We start from the raw sequence: 25,902 nt of genomic DNA on the forward strand, positions 1-25,902 counted from the left end.
CATACTCACAGTACGGGTCCCAGCGTCCGGCATCCGCCTTCGAATACGCGCACATAGAACGGGCGTTTCCTGAGATCGCTAAGTGAAATGCTGTCTGACATACCTATATAGTGAAGCGTAAGATTGCGCACTTCTTCCGCAAAATCCGCCGAATACACCATCAGATTAAGCTCGAAATTAAGCCTGAAACTCCGTGTGTCCATGTTTGCCGAACCGACAGTAGTCCATATGCCGTCAACGGTGATTATTTTTGCATGAACCATCTTGTCCTTGGCTTCGTAAATAACAACTCCCGCCTCAATAAGCTCCTCGTAATATGACCTGCCTGCGGCGGCGATAATTGGATGGTTGTTTCTGCCGGGAACGACTATTCGCACCTTTATTCCCTGTTTGGAGATATTTTTCAGCACCTCCATCATAGGCTGGTTCGGCACAAGATAAGGAGTGATTATATCAACCGAATGTCTCGCCCTGTTCATGACGGTAAACAATGAATCATATATCATAGGCGTGCTCTGGTGTGGGCCTGACGGAATGATATGTACGGTTCTGTCGCCACAGTCCATGGTCTTAGGCACAAGGATATTCTCCGAAATGTCCATGCCGGTGGCGAACATCCAGTCCTCAGCGAAATATCCGGAAACAGAGTTGACCGCGTTCCCCTCGAAACGAAGGTGAGCATCAGCCCATTCCTGATATTCGTGCCCGATGTTCATTCCGCCCATATACGCCACCATGCCGTCTATGACTGCTATTTTGCGGTGGTTGCGGAAATTCACGCGGGATGCGGTTCTGAACCCGAAGGGAGAGTGGAATACTGCCGTTTCAACGCCGCTTCTGCGCAGACGTTTCAGCAGTGAGCCGAATATCAGCCCCATAGAACCCCAGCCGTCCACCATGAAATAGACTTTAACGCCCGCCTGTGCCTTCTCTTCAAGCAGAGACGCAAAACGCCCGCCAACGCTGTCGTCGCGGAAAAGATAATATTCCATGAGAATGTATTTTTTCGCAGACATGATATCCGCTTCCAGAAGGTTGTATTTCTCTGCGGCGTCGCTTATCAGGTGCAGATTGCGGCAGCGTACCGGATACATCCCCGTAACCTTTGTTATAAGCCTGCCCAGTTCACCGACATCCACTTCGCAGCGTTTGTCCTTGCATATAGTCCTGTCCAGAAAAGGATAACGCTTCATGCGCTTTTCTACGATGTTTTTGAGTCTTGGATTACCGAAAATCAGATAAGCCAGCGCGCCCACCACCGGAAAAAGAATGACGGCAAGCACCCACGAAAGGTTCGCCCTAGCCTCGCGTCTGCCTGACAGTATTATCATTATCAGAATGAACGACAGCAGTTCAAAAAAGTACGTCAGCAGGTTATCATAATGAATTGTCAAGCCTGCACCCCTGATAAATACCTTTCTCCGTCATATATTTCATCAGTTTCTGTTTAAATCCCGCTTTGCTGTTTGTCCAGAGGGGAGCTATCAGCGTATCTCCAGCGGCATCACCGACGAGCCTTGCAACAACCATATCCGGTTTCATCCGCCCTATCGCTTCCGCCAGTATATCTATGTATTCATCTTCTGTAAGCAGGTCTAAGTTACCCCTGTAGTACCAGTCGGCAAGGGGCGTGTTCTTCACAACGTGCAGATGGTGAAACTTTATGGAGTGAACCCCAAGTTCAACGCAAAGCTCCACAGAGCGCATCATGTCCGCGCGGGTATCCCCCGGCAGACCGAAGATGATATGTGCGCAGGTCTTTATGCCATGTTCATGGGTGAGCCGAACAGCGTCGGCAAACTCTTTAGCGGTGTGCCCTCTGTTTATGACTTTCAGAGTGTTGTCGTTTGCGGACTGAAGCCCGTATTCCAGCATAACCTCATATTTCCCGTTCAGACCGGAATAGTATTGCAGTTTTTCCGCATCTATCACGTCGGGACGGGTTCCGATGTAAATTGAGACTATACCTTCGTCAACAAGGGCCTTTTCCATACGCCTGCGTATTGTTTCCATATCTGCATAAGTGTTTGAATATGATTGAAAATAAAGGATAAAAGCATCTATCCCCTGCGCGCGTAATTTTTCTGCGCGCTCTGTCACCTGACAGGTTATGGAGTTCTCGGAAGAGATGGTAAATGAATCCACATTGCAGTAAATGCAGCCTCCCTCGCCTTTCAGCCCGTCGCGGTTTGGGCAAGTAAACCCTGCGTCAACAGATATTTTGCGCACCTTGCGCCCGTATTTGTCTTTCAGATAATCATTTAAAGAATAAAAAAGTCTGAATTTGTCAGATTTCGTCATATTTAACCCTTTACTTTCCGACTGGAAATATAATATATCATAAAGATATCTGATTCCAATGATTTAATTTTAACACGGCAAATGCCTAACCCGGAGAAAAGATGTCAGGTTTGCTGTCATTAAGTGTAGTTTTGGTATTTCTTGTCATTTCGCAGCTTATCTCTGCGTTCCTTTTCACTCTTTATTTCGTAAGACAAAAGAAAAAAATGGCGGAAACCAATAAAAAACTTAAAGCGGCAAATGCACGTATACAGCAGTACCTCAGCGGTGTGGACGCCTCGAACCTTATGTGCATAATGGACAGCACCGGCGTTATGAAATACATAAACAGGGCTTATCTCAACGCCGTGGGTTATAATTTTGAAGAGGTTGTCGGCAACAAATATGACATTCTCACCCATCCCGACACACCCCAGAAAACATATGAAGAGATGTTCTCCACATTGCAGGAGGGGCAGATATGGTCCGGCATGATACTCAATCAGGCAAAAGACGGGCACACGGTCTATCTTGAGACCTCTGTCGTACCCATCCGAGACGACAACAACCGCATAACCGAATATCTCTCCATACGCAAAGACCTTACGGAAGTTTACGTTCAGCAGGAACAGATCAAGAAACAGTACACAGATCCGCTCACCGGATTTCCCAACAGAACAAGAATGAGGCTCGACCTTGAAAAGATAACTGAACCCGCACTCGCTATCATAAACATCGACTCGTTCAGCACCATAAACACCTATTACGGGCTTGAGGCCGGCGACGAAATACTTAAAGATTTCGCAAAACTGCTGAAAAGCAAACTTGACTTGTCAATGACGGCATACAGGCTCAGTGGCGATGAGTTTGCGGTGCTCGCCGACGGCATAAACGACATCAACGAGTTCAACCTAACCATAAAGCATATCATGCACGAGATAACAGAACACAGGTTTCACCATGACGGCAACGAGATACAGCTTAACCTGACATCCGGTACCGCCCTTGGACACGACAACCCCATGGTCAAGGCGGGTATGGCTATCAAACAGGCGCGGCAAAATAAAAAAACGCTCACAACCTATTCCGAAGTGCACCAGGTTGCCGAACAGATGCGCGAAACAATACAGTACACCACTGCACTTCGCGATGCTGTGCGGCTGGACAGAGTTGTGCCGCATTTTCAGCCCATAGCGGACACTGCCACAGGAAAGATATTCAAACACGAAGCCCTCATACGTATTCAGGACGAAAACGGCAAATTCATTCCGCCCATGTGCTTCCTTGAGCTTTCCAAACAGCTAAAACTTTACAACGACCTGTCGTCTATCATGCTCATGAAGACCATCGACAAGATAAAGGATACGGACAAACGCATCTCTTTCAACTTTGACAAAGAGGATGTTCTGAACCAGAGGATGCACAATAAACTGTTCGATGCAGTACGCAAATACGGTCTTCAGGGCAGGGTCACAATTGAAATAACCGAATCCGAAGGCATAGACAACCTCAGTGAGCTTGCGGCGTTCGTAAGCAAAGCGAAACAGGAAGGATGCCTTATAGCCATCGACGATTTCGGCACAGGCTATTCAAACTTCATGTATATCCTTTCGCTCCAGCCGGATTTCCTTAAAATAGACGGTTCCATCACCCGTCAGATACTTGAATCCAAACGCGCCCGCCTGCTCACGGAGACAATCGTCAGCATGTGCCGCAGGGCGGGGATAAAGACAATCGGCGAGTTCGTTTCATCCGAGGAAATCTACGGAACCATGAAGGAACTCGGCGTTGACTACGTTCAGGGCTATTATTTCGGCAAACCCGAAATTGAACTGCTGTAATCCTTGTATTTATCCGCAAATTGCTCTAAATTGGACACAAACATAACTCTCAGGTGACTTATGATAAAACAAGAGCTTCTCGACGTTTTGGCATGTCCCAAGTGCAAACTGCCTGTCAGGGAATCCAAAGACGAAAAATACATAGTATGCGACGCGTGCAGACTCCTTTATGAGATACGCGAGGGTATCCCTGTGATGCTCATTGACGAAGCAAAACAGGTGGAAGACACAGGCGGATACTGATATGGAGATACTAAGCTCCTTTCAGATGAGCAAAGCCGACAGCTTCACCATCAACAACATAGGCATCCCTTCGGCGGTGCTTATGGAAAACGCGGCGGGCGCTTTCGTCCGCGTGCTTCTGGAAAAAATGCCGGAAATGACCACTGCGGCGGTTGTCTGCGGAAGCGGAAACAACGGCGGAGACGGACTGGCGGCGGCAAGACTGCTCTGTAACGCCGGAATACACACCGACGTGTTCCTCGCCTGCGACCCTGAAAAGCTCAAGGGAGACGCGCTGGTCAATCTGAACATACTCAAAAACTATCCTGTAAACATATTCGTTATAACCGACGATGAGATACCATCATTTGAAAGTTACGACGTCACTGTGGATGCTCTGTTCGGCACAGGGCTTAACCGCCCGCTCTCAGGCTATCCCGAAGAACTGGTTCACAGCATAAACCTGTCGTCAGAATTCACAGCGTCCATGGACATTCCCAGCGGACTGTGCGGCGACACATGGCTTGTGATAGGCACGGCGATTGATGCCGATCTCACGGTTACTTTCGCACGCCCTAAGTTTCCCCATGTTATGTACCCTGCCCGCAAACTCTGCGGCGAGGTTATCATAGTTGACATATCCATTCCCGATTTCGCGATATCAGGCTGCCATACCTATCTGCTTACGCCGGACAATCTTCCGGTTGTGACACCCAGAGAGCCGGACAGCCACAAGGGTAACTTCGGGCACGCTGTTGTCATAGGCGGAAGCCTCGGCAAATCCGGTGCCGTGCTGATGGCATCACGCGCATGTGCGGTCTGCGGAGCGGGACTTACAACTGCCGCTGTACCCAAAGCACTCATCCGCACAGCGGAGAACTCCAACCCCGAAATAATGTCCCTGCCCGTGGGCGAAGGCGATTTTTTCGCGGCGGAAGGCTCGGACAGACTTATAGACTTCCTCGAAGGGAAATCGGTTGCATCCGTCGGCATGGGCATTGGCACAAACGAAGCCACTGCGGAATTTCTGGATAAACTTATAAGCAAAACGGAAATACCTCTGATAATAGACGCGGACGGAATAAACCTGCTGAAAAAGAAGCAGTTCAGAAAACTGGAAGGCAGATGCGCCATAACTCCCCACATAGGCGAGTTTGCGCGGCTGCTTGGAATCACAACGGATGAGGTTAACCGCGACAGGATAAACCTTGCCAGCAAGTTTGCCTGCGACAACGGAATAATCGTCGTGCTGAAAAGCGCCGACACGCTCATCGCGCTCCCAAACGGACTGGTATTCGTGGATATTTCCGGATCCCCCGCTCTCAGCAAGGGCGGCAGCGGAGACTGCCTCACAGGACTTATCACAGGCTTTGCTGCACAGGGTTACGACCTTGATTTCGCATGTATGCTCGGCAGCTTCACTCTGGGCAGAGCCGCGGAACTGGTGCTTGAAACGATGAACGAAAAAACCGTTCTTACGACTGACATAATAAACACTGTGGGACGCGTGCTGAATGAACTGGAACAGAACGCTTGAGAACGAAGAGGACACCAGAAAATTTGCGGAGGAAGCGGCGGAGTTTCTGAAAGGCAGAGTGGTGCTTCTCAACGGAACCCTCGGCGCGGGCAAGACATTTTTTGTAAAGTGCATAGCGGAGCATTTCCACTGCACGGAAGCGTCAAGCCCGACGTTCACTCTGCACCAGCAATACGACGGAGACATAACTATCCGCCATTTCGACCTTTACAGGCTGAACAGCTTTCACGAACTTGAGAACATAGATTTCTGGAGCATAATCGAAAGCGGCGACACCTGTTTTGTGGAATGGGCGGAAAAATTTAATCTGCATGATGAGCTTGAAAATTATATCGAAATCAATATAACTGTATTAGACGGAACCAAAAGACAAATCACGGCGGTGACAGATTGCTTATGAAACCTCAGATATGCCCTTATTGCGGAGAAAGAAGGCTCGAAGAGCTTGAGCCGACAGAGATAATGGTGGACAATTCTCTCTGGGTGATTCACCATTACGAATGTCAGTTCTGCACGGAAGTTTTTGACAAGATCATCCCCGAAGGCGAACTTGAATACGAAATTGACGATATTGACACTGACATATACACGGACGGAGACATGAATGAAAAAAAATTCCGCAACTGATCTCTTCAGCCACCTTTCGGATGATGAGATGCAGCGTATCGTCCTGCTCAAAAACGGGCTTGAGGATCTAAACCTCATCCTTCAGGAAATAGAAGATACATACAATAAACTTGCGGAAATAGGAATAACCGAGCAGGAGAAAAAACACCAGCGTCTCAGACTTATGACACTGGAAAAATATCTTCTCGACCTGAACGAGAAGGTCAACTCGGCTATGGGAACCACAGACAACAAATCCAGACTTTCATAAATATAACGGAGACGACCCCCGATGCAGAAAGAATACCCCACACGAATCAACCCTGCGGATTTTGAAGCCGCGCTATATAAGGAATGGACAGATAAAAAATATTTCCACGCCGACGAACACAGCAAAAAACCGCCCTATTCCATAGTTATCCCGCCACCCAACGTAACAGGCTCTCTGCACATGGGACACGCTCTTAACAACACTTTACAGGATATCATGATCCGCTTTCACAAGCTGAACGGATACGAAACCATGTGGATGCCCGGCACAGACCACGCCGGAATCGCAACACAGAACGTCGTTGAGCGTCTGCTCGCCTCCGAAGGCACAAGCAGACACGAACTGGGACGCGATAAATTCATAGAACGCGTCTGGGAATGGAAAGCACAGTCCGGCGGCACCATCATAAACCAGCTCAGAAGGCTGGGCTGCGCCTGCGACTGGGACAGAGAACGCTTCACCATGGATGAAGGTCTCAGCCGTGCAGTCCGCAAAGTATTCGTATCGCTCTATAAAGAGGGACTTATCTACCGCTCGGACTATATCGTCAACTGGTGCCCCCGCTGCCACACCGCCCTTTCCGACCTTGAGGTCGAACACGAAGAGATTGAGGGCGCGTTTTATCACATCTACTACCCCGTTAAGGGAACAGACATAAAACTTGAGGTTGCCACAACCCGCCCGGAAACCATGCTGGGCGATACCGCCGTCGCTGTTAACCCCAACGACGACAGATATAAACACCTTATAGGTAAAACCGTTATCCTTCCCCTTGTAGACCGCGAAATACCAATCATAGGCGATGAATACGTCGATATGGAGTTCGGAACAGGATGTCTGAAAGTGACACCTGCCCACGATCCCAACGACTTCCTTCTTGGCATGAAGCACAAACTTGAAAACATCAGCGTTATGGACGAAAATGCCGTTATCAACGAAAACGGCGGCGAGTTCAAAGGGATGGACAGATTCGAGGCACGCAAGGCGGTTGTTGTAAAACTTGCGGAAAAAGGGCTGTTCGTTGCCAAAAAGACACACCAGCATAAGGTTGGTCACTGCTACAGATGCAAAACAGTTATCGAACCCAGAATCAGCCTTCAATGGTTTCTGAAAATCAAAGGCATGTCCGACGAAGCTGTTAAAGCGGTTCAGTCAGGTCAGATAGTCATAAAGCCGGAAACATGGCACAAGACCTTCTACAACTGGATGAACGATATCCGCGACTGGTGCATATCCAGACAGATATGGTGGGGACACCGTATCCCCGCTTGGTACTGCAAGTGCGGCGAAATAATGGTTGAAGAGGAAGCACCTGAAAAATGCCCGCGCTGCGGAAGCACCCATCTTGAGCAGGAGACGGACGTTCTGGACACATGGTTCTCATCCGGTCTGTGGCCTTTCTCCACACAGGGTTGGCCTGAAAATACGGACACACTGAAAAAATTCTACCCCACGTCCACCCTTATAACAGGTTTCGATATCCTGTTCTTCTGGGTTGCCCGTATGATGATGTTCGGTCTGAAATTCATGGGAAAAGAGCCTTTCAAAGAGGTGTATCTCCACGCCCTTATCCGCGACAAAGACGGGCAGAAAATGAGCAAATCCAAGGGGAACGTTATCGATCCCCTTACCATGATAGACAAATACGGTGCAGACGCATTCCGCTTCACCCTCGCAGCCTTTGCCGCACAGGGAAGGGATATCAAGCTGGACGAGGCGAGAATCGACGGCTACCGCAACTTCGTAAACAAGATATGGAACGCCTCCCGTTTCATCCTCACAGGCTATCAGGGGCAGAAATTCACCGCCGGCACTCAACTCTCACTTGAAGACAAGTGGATTTTGCAAAACCTGAAAGATACGGAGGAGAAAGTATCCAAAGCAATAGCCAACTACGATTTTAACGAGGCGGCGCTGGCTGTTTACCACTTCTTCTGGCACAAGTTCTGCGACTGGTACATAGAGCTTATCAAACCCAGAATTTACGACGAAACAAAAAAGGACGACGCATACGCCGTTGCGGCATATGTCATCGAAAAATCGCTTGTTCTGCTGCACCCCTTCATGCCGTTCGTAACTGAATACATCTATCAGCTTGTAACCGAAAAAGAATCGATAATGCTTGCAGAATGGGAAAAATTCGACTTCGCATTTGATGAGGAAATGAAGGAGATGGAGGAGATAATCGAACTTATCGGACTTATCCGCAATATCCGCGGAGAGTACAACGTCTCCATGTCAAAACAGCTCAAGGCGTTTGTAAAAACTGATAAAGAGATTACAAAGACAGCCTTTACAAAATACAGAAACATGGTCATGAACCTTGCCAGACTTGAAACTCTGGAGATGACCGACACTGCCGTTGAAAAGGCTTCGCAGAATATCGCCACCTCTTTCGAGGTATACGTCTCCCTTGAGGGACTGGTGGACTTCGCGGCTGAGGTTTCGAAGCTGGAGAAAGAGCTGACTAAACTTGAGAAGGATGCGAACATATACGGCGGTAAACTGAAAAACGAAAACTATCTCAAAAACGCCCGCCCTGAAGTTATCGAAAAGGATAAAGAAAAGTTCGCAGAGATAGACGACAAAATGACCAAGATAAAAGAGACCATAGAGAGGCTTAGAGAACAATGCTGAGAGAAAAACTCGTAAGACTCGCCCTTGAAGAGGATATAGGCACAGGCGATCTCACCGCCAAAGCATTTCGCGACTATGAAAAACTGAGTGCGTTCGCATATCTTGCCAAAGAGGACTTCATACTCTGCGGAACCAAGACCGCACGCATCGTCTTCAATGAGCTTAATGCCGGCATCAACACCATCTTTTACAAAAAAGACGGCGAACCTATCAAAAAAGGCGAGATATTCGGTGAGGTCAACGGACCTGTCTACTCAATTCTATCCGGTGAAAGAACCTCTCTCAACTTCCTGCAAAGGCTCTCCGGCATAGCCACGAACACTGCGGATTATGTAAAAGAGCTTGAAGGAACGAACATAAAAATACTGGACACCAGAAAAACCACCCCAGGCTGGCGGGTGATGGAGAAATATGCCGTTCTTATCGGCGGCGGAAACAACCACCGCATGGGACTCTTTGACGGCGTTATGCTGAAAGACAACCACGTTGACGCTGCGGGCGGTATAACCGCCGCTGTGCGCCTTGTGCAGAAGAGCATCCCCAGCACGGTCAAAATTGAGGTTGAAGTGCGCAACCTCGCCGAAGCAAAAGAGGCAGCAGAGGCTGGTGCGGATATCATTATGCTGGACAACTTTAAACTTGAAGACATGCAGGCTGCGATAGACGTTATCGCGAAACGCGCTAAAATAGAGATATCAGGCGGCATAACCAAAGAAAAGCTGAAAGAGTTCCGCCATCTTGCCATAGATTATATATCAATCGGGGCGCTGACACACCACGCTGTCAGTGTTGATATGAGCCTGAAAATACGCAAATGAGATGCTGCGAAAGACTGCGCAAACTTATAAACCGGAAAAGTACTATTGTTTTTGTGATGGTTGCCGTCAGCTTCTTCTCGCTTTTTCACTATCGCTCAAATCCCAAAGCGCTTAAAATCGGCGCAACTGCTCCGGACATCGCCCTGGAATCAATGGATGGTGAAAAACTTAACCTTTACGATATCAAAAAACCCGTTATGCTGGTATTTTTCAACACAAATACATTTCTTTCCGGTGGCATGTATACACAGCTTTTCCTGAAAAATATGCCTTATCTCAAGAGTATAGACAAAATTAACAAGGCAAGGCTTATCATAATAACCGACGGAGATCAGCGAAAAGCTATTATCCGAGAAAAATTATCTGATTCACGTTATAAAATCCTTGAAAATAATGTTTATTCAAGCAATAATAAACAGGCACAGACAGAGTACGGGCTTTCAATCTGGCCCCATTTCTTTCTTATTGACAGTAATAAACAAATCATTTACGCCGCCAAGGTTCCGTCTGTGGAGATTGTTGACGGCATTTTAGACAGGAGTCAGTAATGCAGGATTTTTTTAACGTACAGGACATACAGGACGAATACGATATTGTCATTTTAGGGGCTGGTCCCGCAGGTCTCACAGCAGGCATGTACGCATCCAGAGATAAACTGAAAGTGCTGATTCTTGAAAAACAGTTCCCAGGCGGATACGTTGCCATAACGGAATGGGTTGAAAACTACCCCGGTTTCTTCGACGGCATAATGGGTGCCGACCTTTCCGAGAAATTTTACCACCACGCGGTTAAGTTCGGCACTCTGGTGCGCAACGGTAACTGCACAAAGATAGAGCTGGACGGCGATTACAAAATAGTCCACATTGAAAACCGTGCCAACCCAGTTAAGGCGAAGGCGGTTATCATCGGGTTCGGATGCGAACCCAAAAGACTGGACGTTCCCGGTGAAAGCAGATTTTACGGCAGAGGCGTTTCATTCTGCGCAACCTGCGACGGTTCTTTCTATAAAGACCGCGTTGTTGCCAGCGTCGGCGGCGGTGACTCCGCAATAGAGGAAGGAGAATATCTTACCCGTTTCGCATCAAAAGTTTATGTAATTCACAGACGCGATTCCTTCCGTGCGTCAAACCTCGCCATGGAGCGCGCCTATGCAAACCCCAAGATGGAGTTCATCACCGACACTGTAGTTGATTCCGTTAACGGCGAAACCAAAGTTACCGGTGTCACACTGAAAAACGTCAAAACAGGCGAAAAGCGCGATCTTGAAGTGGACGGACTGTTCGTTTTCATAGGGCATACAGCTAAAACCGAACTTGTTAAAGACCTTGTGAAAACCGACGAATGGGGATTCATCGTTGCGGACGAATCCACAAAAACTTCAGTACCCGGAATTTTCGTTGCCGGCGACGTGCGCACAAAGGAATACAAACAGATAACCACTGCGGTATGCGACGGCACCGTTGCTGCTAAAAACGCAGAAAAATATATCAACGAAACTTTTGTGAAGGCATAAGTTGAGCGGACTTCCCCCTGTAACCTTCGTTCCCACGCCCATCGGAAATCTGGGGGATATCACCCTGCGCAGTCTTGAGGCGCTGAAAGAATGTGATGTTGTTTTTGCGGAGGATACCCGCACCGCGAAATCTCTTCTGAACGCGCTTGACATAAAGAAGCCTGTGGAGTCTTACCACAAAGATAACGAAACACAGGCTTCAGCAAAGGTTCTGAACACCGTGAGCGGCGGCAAGACCATCTGCGTCATATCCGAGGCGGGCACCCCCTGCATCAGCGACCCAGGTAATACACTTACATCCGTTCTCGTGCGTGAAAACGTAAAGTTTCAGGCGCTTCCCGGTGCCACTGCGTTCGTTCCAGCTCTCATGATGTCAGGTTTCGATATATCCGACTTCTACTTTCACGGATTTCTGCCACACAAACCGTCAGAACGCCTTAAAACGGCTGAAACCCTCACAATATATAACACTGTGATAGCTTTCTATGAATCTCCGCACAGGATAGAGGACACCCTTAAAACTCTTCTGCAGGTTTTCCCCGCGCCTATATTCTGCGCAAGAGAGATATCAAAGCTGTATGAATCGTCCTATTTCATAAACAGCGAGGCCGACATAGAGCAGCTTATGAAAAAGGGGGAGTTTGTGGTGGCTGTGAACAATCGCAGAAAAGATACGCAGGCGGAACCATCAGACTGCGGCGAAACCGCAAAGAAGCTCATCAAGGCTGGCTACAGCTCAAAAGACACAGTTAATATTCTGAAAGCGCTTGGTTATAAACGAAACGACGCCTACTCAGCGGTACAGGAGATTGTAGAGTCCTGACGCTATATAAAATACCGAACCCGCCGCCATCAGCCCGAAAAGAAACATCTTCTTTCTTGTTATAACCTTATGGGTCAGCTTATCCAGCGAAGGCTTGACACTGTCCGGCACGTTTTCTTTCAGCATATTGGTAAACTCTTCAAAATCGCCATACATGGAAGATATAAACACGAACTTGTGAGGGTCGGACAATATCAGTATCACCCGCCAACGGAGGTTGACTATCCCGATCTCTTCAAGCTCAGACATTTTTATGCTTTTGGTACCCATCATGTTTCTCTGATTTATCTCACCGTTTTCAACGGAAACACGGCTTATCAGCATACTTACGAGGTTATACAGCAGAAATACCGTCATAACGGCGCAAACCGCGGCAGAGCTGCCGGAACCGTCTTTAACTGTATAAGAATATGAAAAGAAAAGGGACGAAACAAAAAGCAGTATCATTCCGTAGAGCAGTTTTCTGCTTATTCTATAAACCGTCAATGCTAATCTCCAGCGACAAATCCGTGAGGAAGTTTTTCTTATGCTTCTCTATATCATTGATTGTGTTAAGTGTCATTTCAAAATTTTCACTTCGGAGCGCATATATCATTCGAACCTCTTTTCCGGTAAGTTCCTGCGGATAGTTTTTCATATATTCCGATACGCTGTCCATAAGCCTTCTTCCGTTATAATTCAGCACGAAATAGAGAAGTTTGTAATAATCGCTGTATTTATCAAATCCACGGAGGTTCGCCAGCGATGTGTATGACGCTTCGGCGTTAACAAAGTCCTCTATCCAGAGGAAATAGTACAGTGACGCCTTGTAAAGCTCTTTATACCGGATATCCAGAGCACTCATCTGCTGGAGGTATCTGAGAGCGGAATCCTTATCCCGCAGAAGGATACTGTAATATACCATTTCCTTGAGCGCCGCCTTATCGTCCTTGTATTCAGCAAAATTAAACACAGAAGGTTTTTTGCCCTGTTTCATCAAAGCATATGACTTCATAAATTTATAAGTTCTGTCATTTAAAAGTCCTGTATCAATTGATTTGCTTAAACCTTCCTCCGTTGCTGTAAGATCCCAGAGTGCCCGCCCTCTGTATATGCTGCGCATATTGTTGAGAGGCATAAGAACCTTGTGTCCGCTGCCGGACATGTAGTCGGCAACGGCATAAAGATTTTTGAAATAGGTGTTTCTGCTTCTGTAAGGCTCAAGATCCTCCTTAACCTTTTTATACATCCCAAGTCCTGTTTCCGCCAGAAACGACGAATAGAGTATCGGTTCCGGTATGTTCCGCTTGCTCTCCACCGCCTGAACGGCTCTGTCTCTGACAATGTTGTAATAGTCTGCGGGGGTTGTGGTTTTCGCCATCAGCTTCATTGTGGCGGCAAGCCCGAGATATGCGGGGAAATGATAGTTGTTCTGGAGCACGGCGGTGTCAAAATATTTCGCCGCAAGTTCAGGATCTCCAAGGTTCAGCTTTGCAAGCCCCATATTATATAGAGTATAGGGGTTGTTATTCAGCATTTCGTTTGCCCTGTTGAACTTGTCGTAGGCCTCGTTAAACCTGTAGGCAAACATATCCGCGACGCCTGCGTTATTCAGCTTTATACCTTCGGAAAACTCAACAGACCGCTCAAGTTCGCGCAGAGCGCTCAGTTTTTCATTCTCCTGCAGGAGTTTATACCCCATAGCAACGAAATTCATCATTTCAGAAGGTTCTATAAACAGCGGATAGAGCATAAGGGAAAGCATCTGTTCGAACTTTCCGTCGAACCTGTATGCGAAGTCGATATCGTCGATTCTCGGTATCAGGTGGAATTTAATGTTCATGTTCCGCGTAAAGGTGCCCTCTCGCTGAACCTGTTCCGCAACAACCTCTTTAAGACCTGAAACATTGTTGGTGTTGAAATAGACGGCCGCCCGGTACCAGAAATATTCCGGTCTGGACTTGCTTATTTTTTTTGCATAAGTCAGAACGTTATCATATTTCTTATATTTCATGTTGATATAAGACTGATACACGTAATAGTCGTTATCGGTTTCCGGCGGAATGTTCTCTATGAACCTCCTGGCGGGTACCATCTTATCTTTAAAGATATAGTACGCAACCCGTGCAAGGTTAAGAAAAGGCGAAGACCTGTCAGAAAGCAGTTCCGATTCCACTGAACCAAGCGGCTCGTAATATATTATTCTGTGCTTAACAAGCATATAAAGCATATCGTCTGTTTTGAAGCGCTCATATGAAGCCGCCGCAAAACCGCCGGAGGCAGTTATTTCCCCCATACTTAACAGAACTTCATATTTGAGTCTGTAATAGTCTGTTTTGTCAGGAAATTCATTTATAAGCGACGTAATATCGCTGTTCGCTTCATTAAACTGACCGTCGTGGTAGTATGCTTTTGCGAGCCTGAACCTGTACTCCTCAAGCGGGTTTTTCTCTATAAGCTCTTTAAGTAGGGAAATGGCACTCTTATTATCACCCAGAGCTGCATAATTCAGTGCCGAAAGGTTTACAGCCTCCTCCGTACGGAAAAGTTCCATGGCTTTCAGCGAATTTACAAGCCCCTGCTGGTAAATTCCCTCGTTGTAGTATGCGCTTCCAAGGTTATAATAGTCTGTGTAATCCTTGTACGGCAGATTTTCAAGGATAGCAATGCCGTCTTTATATTCGCCTATGGTCATAAGGAAATACGCGTAGTTCGACTGAACGTATTTAGAATGTTCGCCTTTTTTCATCGCCTCCTGAAAATATTCGGCGGCAAGAGCCGTCTCGCCCCGTTTCAGGTGGATATTAGCCATGTTCACAAGCATCTTAGCAGAACTGGCGTTATTGTCCTTCAAGAGCCTGCGGACTATTTTTTCAGCCTCTTCAAGATTGCCCGTCTGCATAAGGACTACGCCAAGGTTCATATAGGCTTCCTTGAAGTTTGGATTCTCTTTAACAGCCTGACGGAAAGCGTCTTCCGCCTTGTCTATCTCACCGAGCAGATAGTAGCTGACCCCTATGTTGTAAAAGGCAATGGAGCGGTTTTGCGCAAGCGCTTCGCTGTAAAATTCGATTGCGTTGTTGAACTCGCCCTTGAGGAAAAAATCGTTGCCTTTGGTGATATTCTCATTAGGGCTTATGATGGGCGAAACGATAGGTTTGGTATCTGTTATCTTTTCGTCGAGCTTGGGCTGGGGTTTGTCCTCTTTTGAACAGGAAAACATCAGCACAGACAGAAATACTGCTGCGATGATAACAACGCGGTACGGCAGACGCAAACGTGAAAACCTGTTTTTTTCGCTGTTCATGTCCGGCGGCATAATCCGTTATCCCTCCGGTACTTTATATTATTATGGGGCAAATCCCGACTCCGTTCGGAAAACCTTCCGTAGGATTTTAATCGGACAATTTGCGTAAAAGTTGATAGATTTTATTCTTATCCGAGGGCTTCGTCAATGGCTTCGTTGGCGAGCCTGTCGGCTGTCTTGTTCATTGCGCGTGGAACATGGGTGAAAGTCACTTTTTTTCCTGCAAGAACAGCATCAAGCTCCTGTTTAAGCGGTATGATATTTGGATGTTTCACCTTATACTCACCCTTCATCTGCTTAACCACCAGTTCGGAATCCAGAAAGAAATTCAGTTCCTGAACATCCCTGACAATATGGTTTTTCGCAGCTTCAATAACGGCTGTGTATTCGGCAAAGTTGTTAGTCGCCTGACCAAGGTATTTCTTTCCGGTGTATATCTCAACCCCGTCGGCATAAACGGCAAAACCGCAGGCGGCGTGTCCCGGATTCCCCCTGGACGCGCCGTCTGTGTATATATCAATCTTCGGCATTAGTTTTTTCTTCTTCGTCAACAGCGTAAAGAAATCTCTGGCAACTGGGGCACTGGAGAAGCTCCTTCTCTTTTTTGACCTCAACATAGAGCTGGGGCGGAATCTTTATGCAGCAGCCTGTGCAGGTTTCGTTGTCAACGCGCACAACGGCGAGGTTGTGTCTTGCGTCCCTGATTCTCTCATATTTTGAGAGCATGGGTTTTTTGATAACTTTGATGGCTTCCGCTCTTGCGGCCTTGTCTTCGGCAAGCCTGTTTATGAGTTCTGCGTTCTCCTCATCCTTCTGGTTTTTGGTGAACTCAAGCTCTTCTTTCATCTTTTCAAGTTTGTCGATGACAGACTGGTTTTCGGCTTTGTATTTGTCCACAGCTTCCGTAAGCTCGATCAGTCTCAGCTCGGATTCGTAAACGTTCTTTTTCAGCGTATCCATCTCTTTCAGCACAGCTTCATATTCCTTATTGTTCTTAACGTCGGGAAGTTTTTTCTGTGCTTTCTCAAGGAGAGTCTTGCCCTCTTCATAGGCTTTCTCAACCTGAGTTTTGGCGGCAAGATCCTTTTCGTATTTTGCGTTGAACTCATCGAAAGCCGCCTGTGCTTTATCAAGCTCCGTCTGTGCCTTCTGAACATATTCGGGCTGACCTGCGAGCTTTGCCTCCGCATCGGCTATCAGGTTGTCCAGACGCTGAATCTCGATAAGCTGCGAAATTATCTCCAACATGTACTTTACCTCCAGTTGATGATAGGCGGTTCTTCGTCTATCAGCACTGATTTTATATTAAATTGTTTACTTATTTGTTCAGCCAGATATTTCATAAAGATTCGCTCTGTATGGAAGTGTCCGCCGTCGATAACAGTGATACCCGCCTCACGGGCGTCAAGGGCCTCATGGTGCTTCAAATCGCCTGTGACAAGAACATCAGTCCTTCCGATACATTTTTTCCAGAGAGAGGCACCGCTGCCCGTTACAACGGCAAAACGCTTCACCTTGCCGGACAGGTCGGATGTGTTGACGCGCAGAGCGTCCGCACCGAGAACAAAACGGACGTGGTCAAGGAAGCGGGACATTGGCATCGCCGCTTCAAATGAAGCAATGCGCCCCAGACCGTATTCCGCTCCGCCGAGGACAGGATATACATCGTATGCGACCTCTTCGTAAGGATGCGCCTTTATAACTTCTTTTATGAGATTGGTGATTTTGGATCTTTCAATGATGGTTTCGATGCGGTGTTCATGAACTTCTTCCAGTGCGCCGGGCGTGCCGATGAAAGGGTTTGCGCCGTCACATGGTTTGAACCTGCCCGTCCCTTCCGCTGAGAAGGAGACGTCAGAGTAGTTCCCGATATTTCCCGCACCCGCCGCTGCCATGGTTTCCCTGACAGCCTGAGAGTGCGTCACAGGCACAAAGACGACGAATTTCACCATTTCGGTGCGTCCCTCGGAAACAAGGGTTTCTTCAACTTTGCCGCCGAGAAGCGCGCAAAGGTGGTCGTTAAGGCTGTAATCCGCAAGGTCAAGACTTGTGTGGTGCGAAAGAACCGCCAGTCCGTTCTGGATGGCTTTTATGATTTTTCTGTCGAAAGGTTTGTCGAAATTAAGGCTTTTCAGAGAGCCAAAAAAAAGGGGGTGATGAGTTATCAGAACCTCACACCCCTCTTCTATTGCTTTGTTAATAACCTTTTCTGAAGGATCAAGTGCAAATGCGGCTTTGTTGATTTCCCTGTCGTCAGGTACTATCTGGTTCCCGCTGTTGTCCCAGTCGTATTGACGGTCACGGTCAGCGATACCCTTCTCCAAATAGTTTCGTAAATCTCTTATCCTTGCCACTTAGTCCTTTCTCTGTGATATTTAAAAGTTAAAAAAATGGGCCAAGCTGGACTCGAACCAGCGACCTACCGGTTATGAGCCGGTGGCTCTAGCCAACTGAGCTATTGGCCCTTGGGAGTGATGTTTTTACTCGTAAATTACGGTTTTGTCAATACTTTTATTCAGTAAAAGTTTTTAAAATTCTGCTTCTTGTGGGGTGGCGCAGTTTCCTCAATGCTTTTGCTTCGATCTGTCTGATACGTTCGCGTGTGACATTGAATTTCTTACCTACCTCTTCAAGTGTATGGTCGGAGTCGCAGTTGATGCCGAAGCGCAGTTTAAGCACCTCAGACTCTCTGTGGCTCAAAGTTTCCAGTATCTGCTGGGTATGCTCCTTCAGCTTGAGATATGTAACCTCTTCCGAAGGATTTTTCGCGGATTTATCCTCGATAAAGTCGCCGAGACTCGAATCCTCATCCTCGCCTATGGGCGTTTCAAGAGACACGGGTTCTTTGGCTATCTTCATAACCTTTTTAATCTTTTCAACAGGGATATCCATCTTGACGGATATCTCCTCAGGCGTGGGTTCGCGCCCCATATCCTGCTGAAGCTGACGGGTTATCTTCATCATCTTATTGATGGTCTCTATCATGTGGACGGGGATACGGATGGTGCGCGCCTGATCCGCTATGGCGCGGGTTATCGCCTGACGTATCCACCATGTGGCGTAGGTGGAGAATTTGTATCCGCGTTTATATTCGAACTTTTCAACCGCCTTCATAAGACCTATGTTGCCTTCCTGAATCAGGTCGAGGAACTGTAAACCTCTGTTGGTGTATTTCTTCGCAATGGAAACAACCAGTCGCAGGTTTGCCTCTATAAGTTTAGATTTTGCGGCTTCCGTTTCGGACTCGCCCATTATGAGGCTGTCGTGTATAACGTCAAGTTCCGCTTTGTCGAAACCGAGATTACCCATTGCGGCATCATAGTTCTTTTTGGCGGTTTTGAATTTTTTCTGTATTGTGGCTATATCATTGACATTCATGCCGCGTTTTTCGCAGGCACATTTTATATCGTCTTCGCAGATAAGAGCCAGTTCGGGATATTCTGTCAGCTTAACAAGACGACAGAGCTTTTCAAGCTCTCTGGAACCGTCAAGAATTGAAGAATAAGCGTACTTTATATCTCCGGCTATGTTGCATATCTTGGAGTAATTTACTTTGATTTCAAGGAGCTTGTCTGTGATGTCGTCAACGGAATCGTGCATGGTCTGTTTAAGAGAGAGTATCTCGTCCAGACACAGTTTATCCTCTTTTATCCTGTCGTTGATGCTGATATTCTGTTTCAGCTTCGCTGCGATATCCTCCAGAATGGCAATATACTGCTCTTTAATCTGAAGTTCCTTTTCATCAACGGGAACCGGAGCCGCCTCAACGGCAATCTCCTCTTCTTCCTCTTCCGTCTCCGCTTCGTCTTTGATGAAGTCCTCTTCTCCGTCTTCCGCCGGTTCGGAATCTTCATCAATATTTCTTATTATATCGGCATCGGGTTCATCTATATCAACAGGCTCGTTTTCAAGCTCATCTTCAATATCTATGATGTCCTTCAGCCTCATGCTGTCATTTTTAATACCCTCGGCAATCTCCATTATTTTGGCGGCTGTTTTCGGGTATAGCAGAACGGCGCGCAGAACTTTGCGCTGTCCGTCTTCTATCTCTTTGGCGACTTCAATCTCCTCGTCGCGGTTGAGCAGGGGGATATTTCCCATCTCTTTCAGATAGAGTCTGACAGGGTCGTCCGTACTTATTGTCTCTTCGCCCACGTCTTTCAGAAGACCGAAAGACTCGTCGTCATCGTCGTCGATATCCTCATCAGCAGTAAACAGACCTGGTTTATCCACTTTGCTGTCGATGACGTCTATTTTAAGCTGGGCAAGGAGCATCATGATCTCGTCAATAAGCTCGGTTGTAAGTATCTCGTCCGGCAAATTTTCGTTTATTTCATCGAAAGTGAGAAATCCCTTCTCTTTTCCAAGGGCGATAATGTTCTTGACTTCAGGGCTCTTGATCTTTCTCGACATCAGATTCAATCCTCCGGGTTCCTTTTGCGCATCATGCGTCCAGCCTGCTCAAATTTCTTTATAGCAAGCTCACGCGCCTTCGCCCCGTCGTCTGAGGTTTTTATCTCTTTTGACAGGGTGTCCATAACCGAATTTGAAATCAGCTTTTCTCTGGCAGCTGCCGCCAGTCTGTAGATATCGGTATCGGGCATTTTTATGACCGCTTCCGACAGTTCGCTGCCCACGTCCGGTGAGCACAAAAGGACACTGATATTATCACCATCACGTAAAACATCAAGCACTTTCTTATATATATCAGCCAGAATTTTGTCGTTGAAAAATTCCGGCAGAATATTTTCGGTCTGCATAAGGGCTACGTCTTCCGGCAGTTTAAACAATGTGGCAATAAACTCACGTTCATATATATATGTGGCGGCGCGCACGGCGTTTTTAACGGGACGCCTGCCGACTATTTTTAAACTATTATTTGCGGCAGAAAGGTCAATATCCTTTTTCAGTATTTCTTTACCGACATTGAATATCTCTGCCAGCTTTTCCGCGTAATGCTCTTTCCTGTATGGACTTTTCACTTTTGTCAGCATCTGCTTCATCCGCTCAAGATTTCTTAAACGTGCGTTCATGTCTCCTGAGTTTTCCATAAGCGTCTCGGCGGTGAAAATAAAAAGGTCCTTTCTGGTTTCAAGCAGCTCTTCAAAACCTTCGGCGCCCTCGCGGTCGAGGAATGTGTCAGGGTCGTCCTCCTTCGGCAGAAAGATGACCATTGGAAAGTTATCCGCCGCTACGAAAACGTCAAGGCTTTTAAGCGCGGAGTTATATCCGGCATCGTCCCCGTCGTAAAGCATATATATATCTTCGGTAAACCTTTTCAGCAGGGTAACGTGTTCCGGAGTAAGCGCCGTGCCCATTGTGGCGACACAGTTTCCGAAGCCCTTGTCGAAAAGGCGCATCACATCGAAATAGCCCTCGACGATAAGCACATGCCCTTTTTTTCGGATATGCTCCTTCGCCAGATCCAGATTAAAAAGCACCCTGCGCTTTTTAAAAATTTCCGTTTCGGGAGAATTTATATATTTCGGCATCTGCCCGGTTATTGTTCTGCCGGAAAATGCGATGGTTCTGCCTGTTACTCCACGCACAGGAATCATAACCCTGTCGAAGAACATAAGGCGCATACCGTACTGCCCCTCTTTAAACAGTCCGGAACCCTGAAGTACGCTTTTGTCGTATTTGCGGACGTATTTTTCCGTATCGAACTTCTGCGGGAAATAGCCAACCATAAACCGCTCAAGCAGGCTGTCAGAAAAATTTCTGCTTTTCAGATAATTAAGAGCCTCTTTTCCTATTCCCGAATAAAGGTTCTTTCTGGCATCAAGCACCAGTTCCTCATGGAGCGCGGCGATGTCCTTCGCGGTCTGGCTGACCTCCGCTCCTTCATATTCTATCGCCACCCCGTATCTGTCCGCCAGAAAACGAACTGATTCGGGAAACGGCAGATTGTAATAATTCATCACAAACGATATGACGTTCCCTCCGGCACCGCAGCCGAAACAGTGGTAAAAACCCTTGTCGGGATGCACGTTGAACGAGGGGGTTTTCTCCGAGTGAAAAGGACAAAGACCCTTGAAGCTGTTACCCATCTTTTTCAGAGGAACAACATCATTGATTATCTCGTAAATATCGCTTGCTTCCAGTATTTCATCTATTTTTGAAGAAGGTATTTTCATGAGTTAAATAAAGACAACTCCATAACGCATACTTATATTGTATAGACAAAGAATCAAATATCAAATATATTTTGCCCATGCTGTCAATTAATAATTTATCCGTAGAACTGAAAAGCCCGGACAACCCTTTTATAATCCTGCGGAACGTATCGCTTGGTCTGAAAAGAGGAGAAATTCTCGGCATAGCCGGTGAGTCCGGCAGCGGAAAAACCATTCTGGCGAAAACTATCCTGAACCTCATCCGAAAACCTGTTGTGAAAACGGCAGGCAGCATAATCCTTGACGGTCAAGAGCTAAAAAACGAAAAAGACTTCGCCGCCATAAGAGGCAGCAAGGTTTCCATGATATTCCAGAACCCCACAGGTTCGATTAACCCCGTATTTACTGTGGGCGCGCAGATTACCGAGGCTATCCTTGCCCATAACACGGGGATGAAGAAAAAGGAGGCATGGGAAAAAGCTGTCTCGCTTCTGGCAGAGGTTGAGATACCTCATCCGGCGGAACGCATGAACTCTTATCCGCATCAGCTTTCCGGAGGTATGAACCAGCGAGTAATGATCGCAATGGCGCTCTCCTGCGACCCCGAAGTCCTCATAGCCGATGAGCCCACAACAGCGCTGGACGTAACCGTTCAGCAGCAGATCCTCCTGCTGATAAAAAAACTTAACCGTGAAAAGAACCTGTCTGTAATTTTTATAACCCACGATCTCGGACTGCTCGCAAGGATTGCCGACGAAAGCTGCATCATGTACGCGGGAGAGATTATGGAGCGCCTAAGCGCAGACAACCTGAAAAACGAAAGTATGCGGCACCCGTATACGAGGGCGCTTAAAGACTGCATCCCGTCTATTGGAGACAAAAGACAGTACCTGAACACCATAAAGGGCACCATAACATTTAACGGCAGTTCATTCAACAGCAAGTGCGTATTCGCAGACAGATGCGAAAGAAAGACAGAAAGATGCGTCCGTGAAAAACCGGAATTCAAAGACGGGTTCTCCTGCTTCAACCCTTTTTAAACATTTATCGACTTCCACTTTCCGCTTCTGAAACGTATCAGAAGCACCGCAGCACGAACCACTGATTCTATCATCGCCACAAGATAAACCCATACCGAGTCAGTCACATAAAAAGTGAGCAGCCAAGCCGGCAGTATACGCAAACCCCACAGAGAAACAGCGTTGATGGCGAACGTCATATTTGTGTCCCCCGCCCCGCGCAAACTGCCTGAAAGCACAAAGCACACGGCAAGAGGAACCTGTGAAATGCCCATTATCCGCAGATACCATGCGGCATTCTCTATCGTAGCCTGATTGTCGGTGAATAACCGCGCTAAGGCATATGGAAATATAGTCATAAGAAGTCCCAAAATACCCATTATCACCGAAGCGGATACAGTCGCAGCATACGCATCCTTCTCCGCCTCGTCCGGTTTTCCGGCGCCAAGCCCCTGACCCACCAGAGCCATGCTTGCAAAGATGAAACCAACCCCAGGCATAAATGCCAGACCCTCAATACGTAGCCCCACCTGATAACCCGCCAGCGCATCAACACCGAACTTCGCCACCAGCGCCGACAAAACAAGATACGAAGGATGAGCTACTATCCTTTCAAGCCATGCCGGAACCGCAACCCTTATGCCTCGTTTCAAAAGATCCATATCAAAAGACGGGATTATCCTGATCCCCCTGCCTGAAAAATAACAAATGAAATAGACAATAAGCTGATAATAAATGACAATAACAGTGGCGAGCGCCGCGCCCTTTATTCCCATTGCAGGAAATCCGAAATGCCCGAATATCATCACCCAGTCAAGAAAAACGTTCATAAGATTGCCGGAAATGCTTATATAAAGAGGTATCTTCGTCTTTCCGAGGGCGTTCAGCCCGCTGAAAAGCACTCCCTGAACAAAAAGTGCCGGAAGCGCGTACGAATAGTTCGAAATATATATCGTACCCTCGTGCACAACGTCCTTTCCCGTTCCGAGAATCTCAAACAGCACGGACGAATGAAACAGACAGAAAAACATTAGCGGCAGAGAGATGACAAAAGAAAAAAGTATCATCACATAAATGGTCTGCCCTGCCTTTTCCATATCTTTCGAGCCGTAAAAACGGGAAACAAGAACGTTCGTACCGACATACACCAGAGACATAAACGCATACAGAAGAGCGGTGTACTGCATACTGACACCGACGGAAGCAAGACTCACAGCCGATATGCGTCCCACAAACAGCATATCAATCATTGTCTGCACCATGTTCATTAGATTATGGAATGCAGACGGAAGGGAAATTGCAAGCACCCTGCGGTACCTGTCGTTAATAACAATCATAAATTCCTCATACGCCGTATCTTTTCATATACGACGCTAAAATATACACTAATACACGCGAAAGTATATTGCAATAAATCTGTTTTGGTTTTACAATAGCTTTAAATAAAATAGCATTTCATTACATAGGATTAATGATATGATAGGTAAATTTTTTAATAAAAAAACTGCCGCAGATAAAGCCAGAGACCCTATATCTATCTATGTTAATAGACTGTGTGATAATTTCGCTAAAAATATAACACTGGATGAAAGCATAGACAACACTGTTTTCTCTGTTGTTGATACAGAAACAACGGGGTTAGACCTTGCAACCGCAAAAATAATAAACGTCGCTGCTGTAAAAGTGCAGAATTTCAAGATAATTGATTTCTATAACTCATTCATAAACCCTGAAATTCCTATACCTGCCGAGTCTGTGAAATGGCATAATATCACCGACGAGATGGTGGCGGACAAACCCACGGCCGGGGAAGTTCTGCCTGATTTCATAAACTTTGTCGGCAGCTCAGTCATAGTCGGACATCATGTAAATTTTGATATCAGAATGATAAATAAAGAACTTGAAGACTGTTACGGCTGCACCCTGCAAAACCAGTGGCTGGACACCATGTTCATCTATTCCAGAACAATAAGAAAGAAAGAGGAGCATGTCAGCCTCGACCTTCTCCTTGAAAAGTATAAAGTTGTATGCAACGGGCGCCACACGGCTCTTGGCGATGCGCTTGCCACAGCAGAGGTTTTTACAAAAATGATCAGTCAGGCAAGAACCGACTTCGAATCCATCAGACAGCTTATTGAAAGTCAAAGAATGATTTCAGGATAAGTTTTATATTACGCAACCTATCCGTTGACTGTCAGCATTAACTGCTGTATTCTAAAGTTATGAGTGACTTCAGACTTAATGTCCTAAAGGAAATTCTTAATAGCTACGAAAAATTCTTCATACACCTTATGCCGCACCCTGACCTTATAATCGGGTCACGAGGTCTCATCGGTGAGGAGAAAAAAAACGGTCTGGTACTGGTCTTCAGTTCATATTCCTATGACAAACTGAGCATCGACGAGGACAGCATCACCGTTAACATGAAATTCTCAGGAAGCTGGGAAAGCCTCTATATTCCTGTGGATGCTGTCAGTGCTGTCTTCAACGATCCGGTTAAACCCGAATTTATGTTCAGCTTCAAGCCGCAGAACAGGAAAAATGCCCCTAAACCCATTGAAAAAGAAGAAGAGGACGATTCAGACGACATATCGGAAGACACCTCCGCTTCATCCAACAACGTAATCCAGTTCAAAAGAAAAAACTAAAACATTTAACATAATCATTGTCGCAGGCTGAGATACGAGATCGCTTCACCTGGCGCAATTTTATTTTCTGTCTTCGCAAGAAATGCTCAATTGCTCGCGAAAACGGCATAATTCATGGAAAATATTTTATAAAAACCTCATATCCCTGTCTCCTCTATCTCTGGACTGACAGCCTTATACTGAGGCATTACAATTTGCCACGAAATTTTCTCCATCCATGGAAAAATTTCGTCAGCGCTTCTGTCGGCAAAGCCTCCATACGCTCACGTTACTCTCGCTCAACCG

At 46.7% G+C, this 25,902-nt stretch carries 24 protein-coding genes and 1 tRNA gene; 14 read left to right on the top strand and 11 right to left on the bottom strand.

Annotated elements, in window-relative coordinates; genetic code table 11:
• Positions 1-5: 5 nt before the first annotated feature.
• Together cls and Q7P67_RS10870 are read right to left on the bottom strand one after the other, a co-directional pair.
• Positions 6-1,394, bottom strand: a complete 1,389-nt coding sequence (cls, locus tag Q7P67_RS10865) for a cardiolipin synthase (protein ID WP_303852055.1) — start codon at positions 1,392-1,394, stop codon at positions 6-8.
• On the bottom strand, positions 1,378-2,301 hold the full coding sequence (locus Q7P67_RS10870; RefSeq protein WP_303852057.1) for a TIGR01212 family radical SAM protein: 924 nt from the start codon (positions 2,299-2,301) through the stop codon (positions 1,378-1,380). Before Q7P67_RS10870 ends, cls begins: the two co-directional genes overlap by 17 nt.
• A gap of 101 nt (positions 2,302-2,402) precedes the next feature.
• Between Q7P67_RS10870 and Q7P67_RS10875 the strand changes: the two genes are divergently transcribed.
• Genes Q7P67_RS10875 through rsmI form a run of 11 tightly spaced genes read left to right on the top strand, consistent with a single transcriptional unit; the run spans position 2,403 to position 12,548 of the window.
• A complete protein-coding gene (locus tag Q7P67_RS10875; protein ID WP_303852058.1) occupies positions 2,403-4,121 on the top strand; it encodes a GGDEF and EAL domain-containing protein in 1,719 nt (572 codons plus the stop codon).
• A 60-nt stretch (positions 4,122-4,181) separates the two neighbouring features.
• On the top strand, positions 4,182-4,364 hold the full coding sequence (locus Q7P67_RS10880) for a Trm112 family protein (RefSeq protein WP_303852060.1): 183 nt from the start codon (positions 4,182-4,184) through the stop codon (positions 4,362-4,364).
• A gap of 1 nt (position 4,365) precedes the next feature.
• Positions 4,366-5,880, top strand: coding sequence for an NAD(P)H-hydrate dehydratase (locus Q7P67_RS10885; RefSeq protein WP_303852062.1), 1,515 nt, complete (start codon positions 4,366-4,368; stop codon positions 5,878-5,880).
• A complete protein-coding gene (tsaE, locus tag Q7P67_RS10890; protein WP_303852064.1) occupies positions 5,858-6,280 on the top strand; it encodes a tRNA (adenosine(37)-N6)-threonylcarbamoyltransferase complex ATPase subunit type 1 TsaE in 423 nt (140 codons plus the stop codon). The genes Q7P67_RS10885 and tsaE overlap by 23 nt, the downstream gene beginning before the upstream one ends.
• Positions 6,277-6,507: a hypothetical protein gene (locus Q7P67_RS10895; RefSeq protein WP_303852088.1), complete on the top strand. Its 231-nt coding sequence runs from the start codon at positions 6,277-6,279 to the stop codon at positions 6,505-6,507. Before tsaE ends, Q7P67_RS10895 begins: the two co-directional genes overlap by 4 nt.
• Positions 6,485-6,757 carry a hypothetical protein gene (locus Q7P67_RS10900; protein ID WP_303852066.1) on the top strand — a complete coding sequence of 91 codons (273 nt, stop codon included), beginning with the start codon at positions 6,485-6,487 and terminating at the stop codon, positions 6,755-6,757. Before Q7P67_RS10895 ends, Q7P67_RS10900 begins: the two co-directional genes overlap by 23 nt.
• Before the next feature lie 21 nt (positions 6,758-6,778).
• Positions 6,779-9,394 (top strand): valine--tRNA ligase, encoded by a 2,616-nt coding sequence (locus tag Q7P67_RS10905; RefSeq protein ID WP_303852067.1) that lies wholly within the window; start codon positions 6,779-6,781, stop codon positions 9,392-9,394.
• A complete protein-coding gene (gene nadC / locus Q7P67_RS10910; protein WP_303852068.1) occupies positions 9,388-10,212 on the top strand; it encodes a carboxylating nicotinate-nucleotide diphosphorylase in 825 nt (274 codons plus the stop codon). The genes Q7P67_RS10905 and nadC overlap by 7 nt, the downstream gene beginning before the upstream one ends.
• Complete coding sequence (locus Q7P67_RS10915; protein WP_303852069.1) at positions 10,209-10,760, top strand: peroxiredoxin; 552 nt, start codon at positions 10,209-10,211, stop codon at positions 10,758-10,760. Before nadC ends, Q7P67_RS10915 begins: the two co-directional genes overlap by 4 nt.
• Complete coding sequence (gene trxB, locus Q7P67_RS10920; RefSeq protein ID WP_303852070.1) at positions 10,760-11,725, top strand: thioredoxin-disulfide reductase; 966 nt, start codon at positions 10,760-10,762, stop codon at positions 11,723-11,725. The genes Q7P67_RS10915 and trxB overlap by 1 nt, the downstream gene beginning before the upstream one ends.
• A 1-nt stretch (position 11,726) precedes the next feature.
• Positions 11,727-12,548, top strand: a complete 822-nt coding sequence (gene rsmI / locus Q7P67_RS10925) for a 16S rRNA (cytidine(1402)-2'-O)-methyltransferase (protein WP_303852072.1) — start codon at positions 11,727-11,729, stop codon at positions 12,546-12,548.
• On the opposite strand, the gene Q7P67_RS10930 is transcribed toward rsmI, so the two are convergent.
• The 8 genes from Q7P67_RS10930 to dnaG form a co-directional block, all read right to left on the bottom strand.
• Entirely contained in the window at positions 12,519-13,034 is a 516-nt protein-coding gene (locus Q7P67_RS10930; RefSeq protein ID WP_303852074.1) for a hypothetical protein, read from the bottom strand. The genes rsmI and Q7P67_RS10930 overlap by 30 nt on opposite strands.
• Positions 13,021-15,834 carry a tetratricopeptide repeat protein gene (locus tag Q7P67_RS10935; protein ID WP_303852076.1) on the bottom strand — a complete coding sequence of 938 codons (2,814 nt, stop codon included), beginning with the start codon at positions 15,832-15,834 and terminating at the stop codon, positions 13,021-13,023. Before Q7P67_RS10935 ends, Q7P67_RS10930 begins: the two co-directional genes overlap by 14 nt.
• A 128-nt stretch (positions 15,835-15,962) precedes the next feature.
• Positions 15,963-16,364: a ribonuclease HI family protein gene (locus Q7P67_RS10940; RefSeq protein WP_303852077.1), complete on the bottom strand. Its 402-nt coding sequence runs from the start codon at positions 16,362-16,364 to the stop codon at positions 15,963-15,965.
• The gene (locus tag Q7P67_RS10945; RefSeq protein WP_303852079.1) at positions 16,351-17,082 is read right to left on the bottom strand and encodes a zinc ribbon domain-containing protein; all 732 of its coding nucleotides are present in this window, start codon (positions 17,080-17,082) and stop codon (positions 16,351-16,353) included. Before Q7P67_RS10945 ends, Q7P67_RS10940 begins: the two co-directional genes overlap by 14 nt.
• A 5-nt stretch (positions 17,083-17,087) precedes the next feature.
• Positions 17,088-18,188, bottom strand: a complete 1,101-nt coding sequence (locus Q7P67_RS10950) for a Nif3-like dinuclear metal center hexameric protein (RefSeq protein ID WP_303852080.1) — start codon at positions 18,186-18,188, stop codon at positions 17,088-17,090.
• Between the two features lie 37 nt (positions 18,189-18,225).
• A tRNA-Ile gene (locus tag Q7P67_RS10955) sits at positions 18,226-18,299 on the bottom strand.
• 46 nt (positions 18,300-18,345) lie between these two features.
• Positions 18,346-20,247, bottom strand: coding sequence for an RNA polymerase sigma factor RpoD (gene rpoD / locus Q7P67_RS10960; protein WP_303852082.1), 1,902 nt, complete (start codon positions 20,245-20,247; stop codon positions 18,346-18,348).
• A 5-nt stretch (positions 20,248-20,252) separates the two neighbouring features.
• Positions 20,253-21,971: a DNA primase gene (dnaG, locus tag Q7P67_RS10965; RefSeq protein ID WP_303852083.1), complete on the bottom strand. Its 1,719-nt coding sequence runs from the start codon at positions 21,969-21,971 to the stop codon at positions 20,253-20,255.
• A 77-nt stretch (positions 21,972-22,048) separates the two neighbouring features.
• Between dnaG and Q7P67_RS10970 the strand changes: the two genes are divergently transcribed.
• Positions 22,049-22,990, top strand: coding sequence for an ABC transporter ATP-binding protein (locus Q7P67_RS10970; RefSeq protein ID WP_303852084.1), 942 nt, complete (start codon positions 22,049-22,051; stop codon positions 22,988-22,990).
• Here the strand turns inward: Q7P67_RS10970 and Q7P67_RS10975 are convergent.
• On the bottom strand, positions 22,987-24,306 hold the full coding sequence (locus Q7P67_RS10975) for an MATE family efflux transporter (RefSeq protein WP_303852085.1): 1,320 nt from the start codon (positions 24,304-24,306) through the stop codon (positions 22,987-22,989). The two genes, Q7P67_RS10970 and Q7P67_RS10975, sit on opposite strands and share 4 nt — an antisense overlap.
• A gap of 139 nt (positions 24,307-24,445) precedes the next feature.
• Here Q7P67_RS10975 and Q7P67_RS10980 point away from each other — a divergent pair, with 139 nt between their 5' ends.
• The gene (locus Q7P67_RS10980; RefSeq protein ID WP_303852086.1) at positions 24,446-25,132 is read left to right on the top strand and encodes a PolC-type DNA polymerase III; all 687 of its coding nucleotides are present in this window, start codon (positions 24,446-24,448) and stop codon (positions 25,130-25,132) included.
• 59 nt (positions 25,133-25,191) lie between these two features.
• The gene (locus tag Q7P67_RS10985; protein WP_303852087.1) at positions 25,192-25,617 is read left to right on the top strand and encodes a ClpXP protease specificity-enhancing factor SspB; all 426 of its coding nucleotides are present in this window, start codon (positions 25,192-25,194) and stop codon (positions 25,615-25,617) included.
• Positions 25,618-25,902: the final 285 nt, after the last annotated feature.

This window comes from Seleniivibrio woodruffii, assembly GCF_029267515.1.
Classification (GTDB): Bacteria; Chrysiogenota; Deferribacteres; order Deferribacterales; family Geovibrionaceae; genus Seleniivibrio; species Seleniivibrio woodruffii_A.

What these genes read in the sequence shown, in the direction of transcription:
- Q7P67_RS10880 (WP_303852060.1), top strand. Translation starts at nt 4,182, where the DNA reads ATGATAAAACAAGAGCTTCTCGACGTTTTGGCATGTCCCAAGTGCAAA.
- rpoD (WP_303852082.1), bottom strand. Translation starts at nt 20,247, where the DNA reads ATGTCGAGAAAGATCAAGAGCCCTGAAGTCAAGAACATTATCGCCCTT.
- Q7P67_RS10895 (WP_303852088.1), top strand. Translation starts at nt 6,277, where the DNA reads ATGAAACCTCAGATATGCCCTTATTGCGGAGAAAGAAGGCTCGAAGAG.
- Q7P67_RS10915 (WP_303852069.1), top strand. Translation starts at nt 10,209, where the DNA reads ATGAGATGCTGCGAAAGACTGCGCAAACTTATAAACCGGAAAAGTACT.
- Q7P67_RS10935 (WP_303852076.1), bottom strand. Translation starts at nt 15,834, where the DNA reads ATGAACAGCGAAAAAAACAGGTTTTCACGTTTGCGTCTGCCGTACCGC.
- Q7P67_RS10885 (WP_303852062.1), top strand. Translation starts at nt 4,366, where the DNA reads ATGGAGATACTAAGCTCCTTTCAGATGAGCAAAGCCGACAGCTTCACC.
- Q7P67_RS10970 (WP_303852084.1), top strand. Translation starts at nt 22,049, where the DNA reads ATGCTGTCAATTAATAATTTATCCGTAGAACTGAAAAGCCCGGACAAC.
- Q7P67_RS10975 (WP_303852085.1), bottom strand. Translation starts at nt 24,306, where the DNA reads ATGATTGTTATTAACGACAGGTACCGCAGGGTGCTTGCAATTTCCCTT.
- Q7P67_RS10900 (WP_303852066.1), top strand. Translation starts at nt 6,485, where the DNA reads ATGAAAAAAAATTCCGCAACTGATCTCTTCAGCCACCTTTCGGATGAT.
- Q7P67_RS10870 (WP_303852057.1), bottom strand. Translation starts at nt 2,301, where the DNA reads ATGACGAAATCTGACAAATTCAGACTTTTTTATTCTTTAAATGATTAT.
- tsaE (WP_303852064.1), top strand. Translation starts at nt 5,858, where the DNA reads ATGAACTGGAACAGAACGCTTGAGAACGAAGAGGACACCAGAAAATTT.
- Q7P67_RS10980 (WP_303852086.1), top strand. Translation starts at nt 24,446, where the DNA reads ATGATAGGTAAATTTTTTAATAAAAAAACTGCCGCAGATAAAGCCAGA.
- dnaG (WP_303852083.1), bottom strand. Translation starts at nt 21,971, where the DNA reads ATGAAAATACCTTCTTCAAAAATAGATGAAATACTGGAAGCAAGCGAT.
- trxB (WP_303852070.1), top strand. Translation starts at nt 10,760, where the DNA reads ATGCAGGATTTTTTTAACGTACAGGACATACAGGACGAATACGATATT.
- Q7P67_RS10945 (WP_303852079.1), bottom strand. Translation starts at nt 17,082, where the DNA reads ATGTTGGAGATAATTTCGCAGCTTATCGAGATTCAGCGTCTGGACAAC.
- nadC (WP_303852068.1), top strand. Translation starts at nt 9,388, where the DNA reads ATGCTGAGAGAAAAACTCGTAAGACTCGCCCTTGAAGAGGATATAGGC.
- Q7P67_RS10985 (WP_303852087.1), top strand. Translation starts at nt 25,192, where the DNA reads ATGAGTGACTTCAGACTTAATGTCCTAAAGGAAATTCTTAATAGCTAC.
- Q7P67_RS10940 (WP_303852077.1), bottom strand. Translation starts at nt 16,364, where the DNA reads ATGCCGAAGATTGATATATACACAGACGGCGCGTCCAGGGGGAATCCG.
- Q7P67_RS10905 (WP_303852067.1), top strand. Translation starts at nt 6,779, where the DNA reads ATGCAGAAAGAATACCCCACACGAATCAACCCTGCGGATTTTGAAGCC.
- Q7P67_RS10875 (WP_303852058.1), top strand. Translation starts at nt 2,403, where the DNA reads ATGTCAGGTTTGCTGTCATTAAGTGTAGTTTTGGTATTTCTTGTCATT.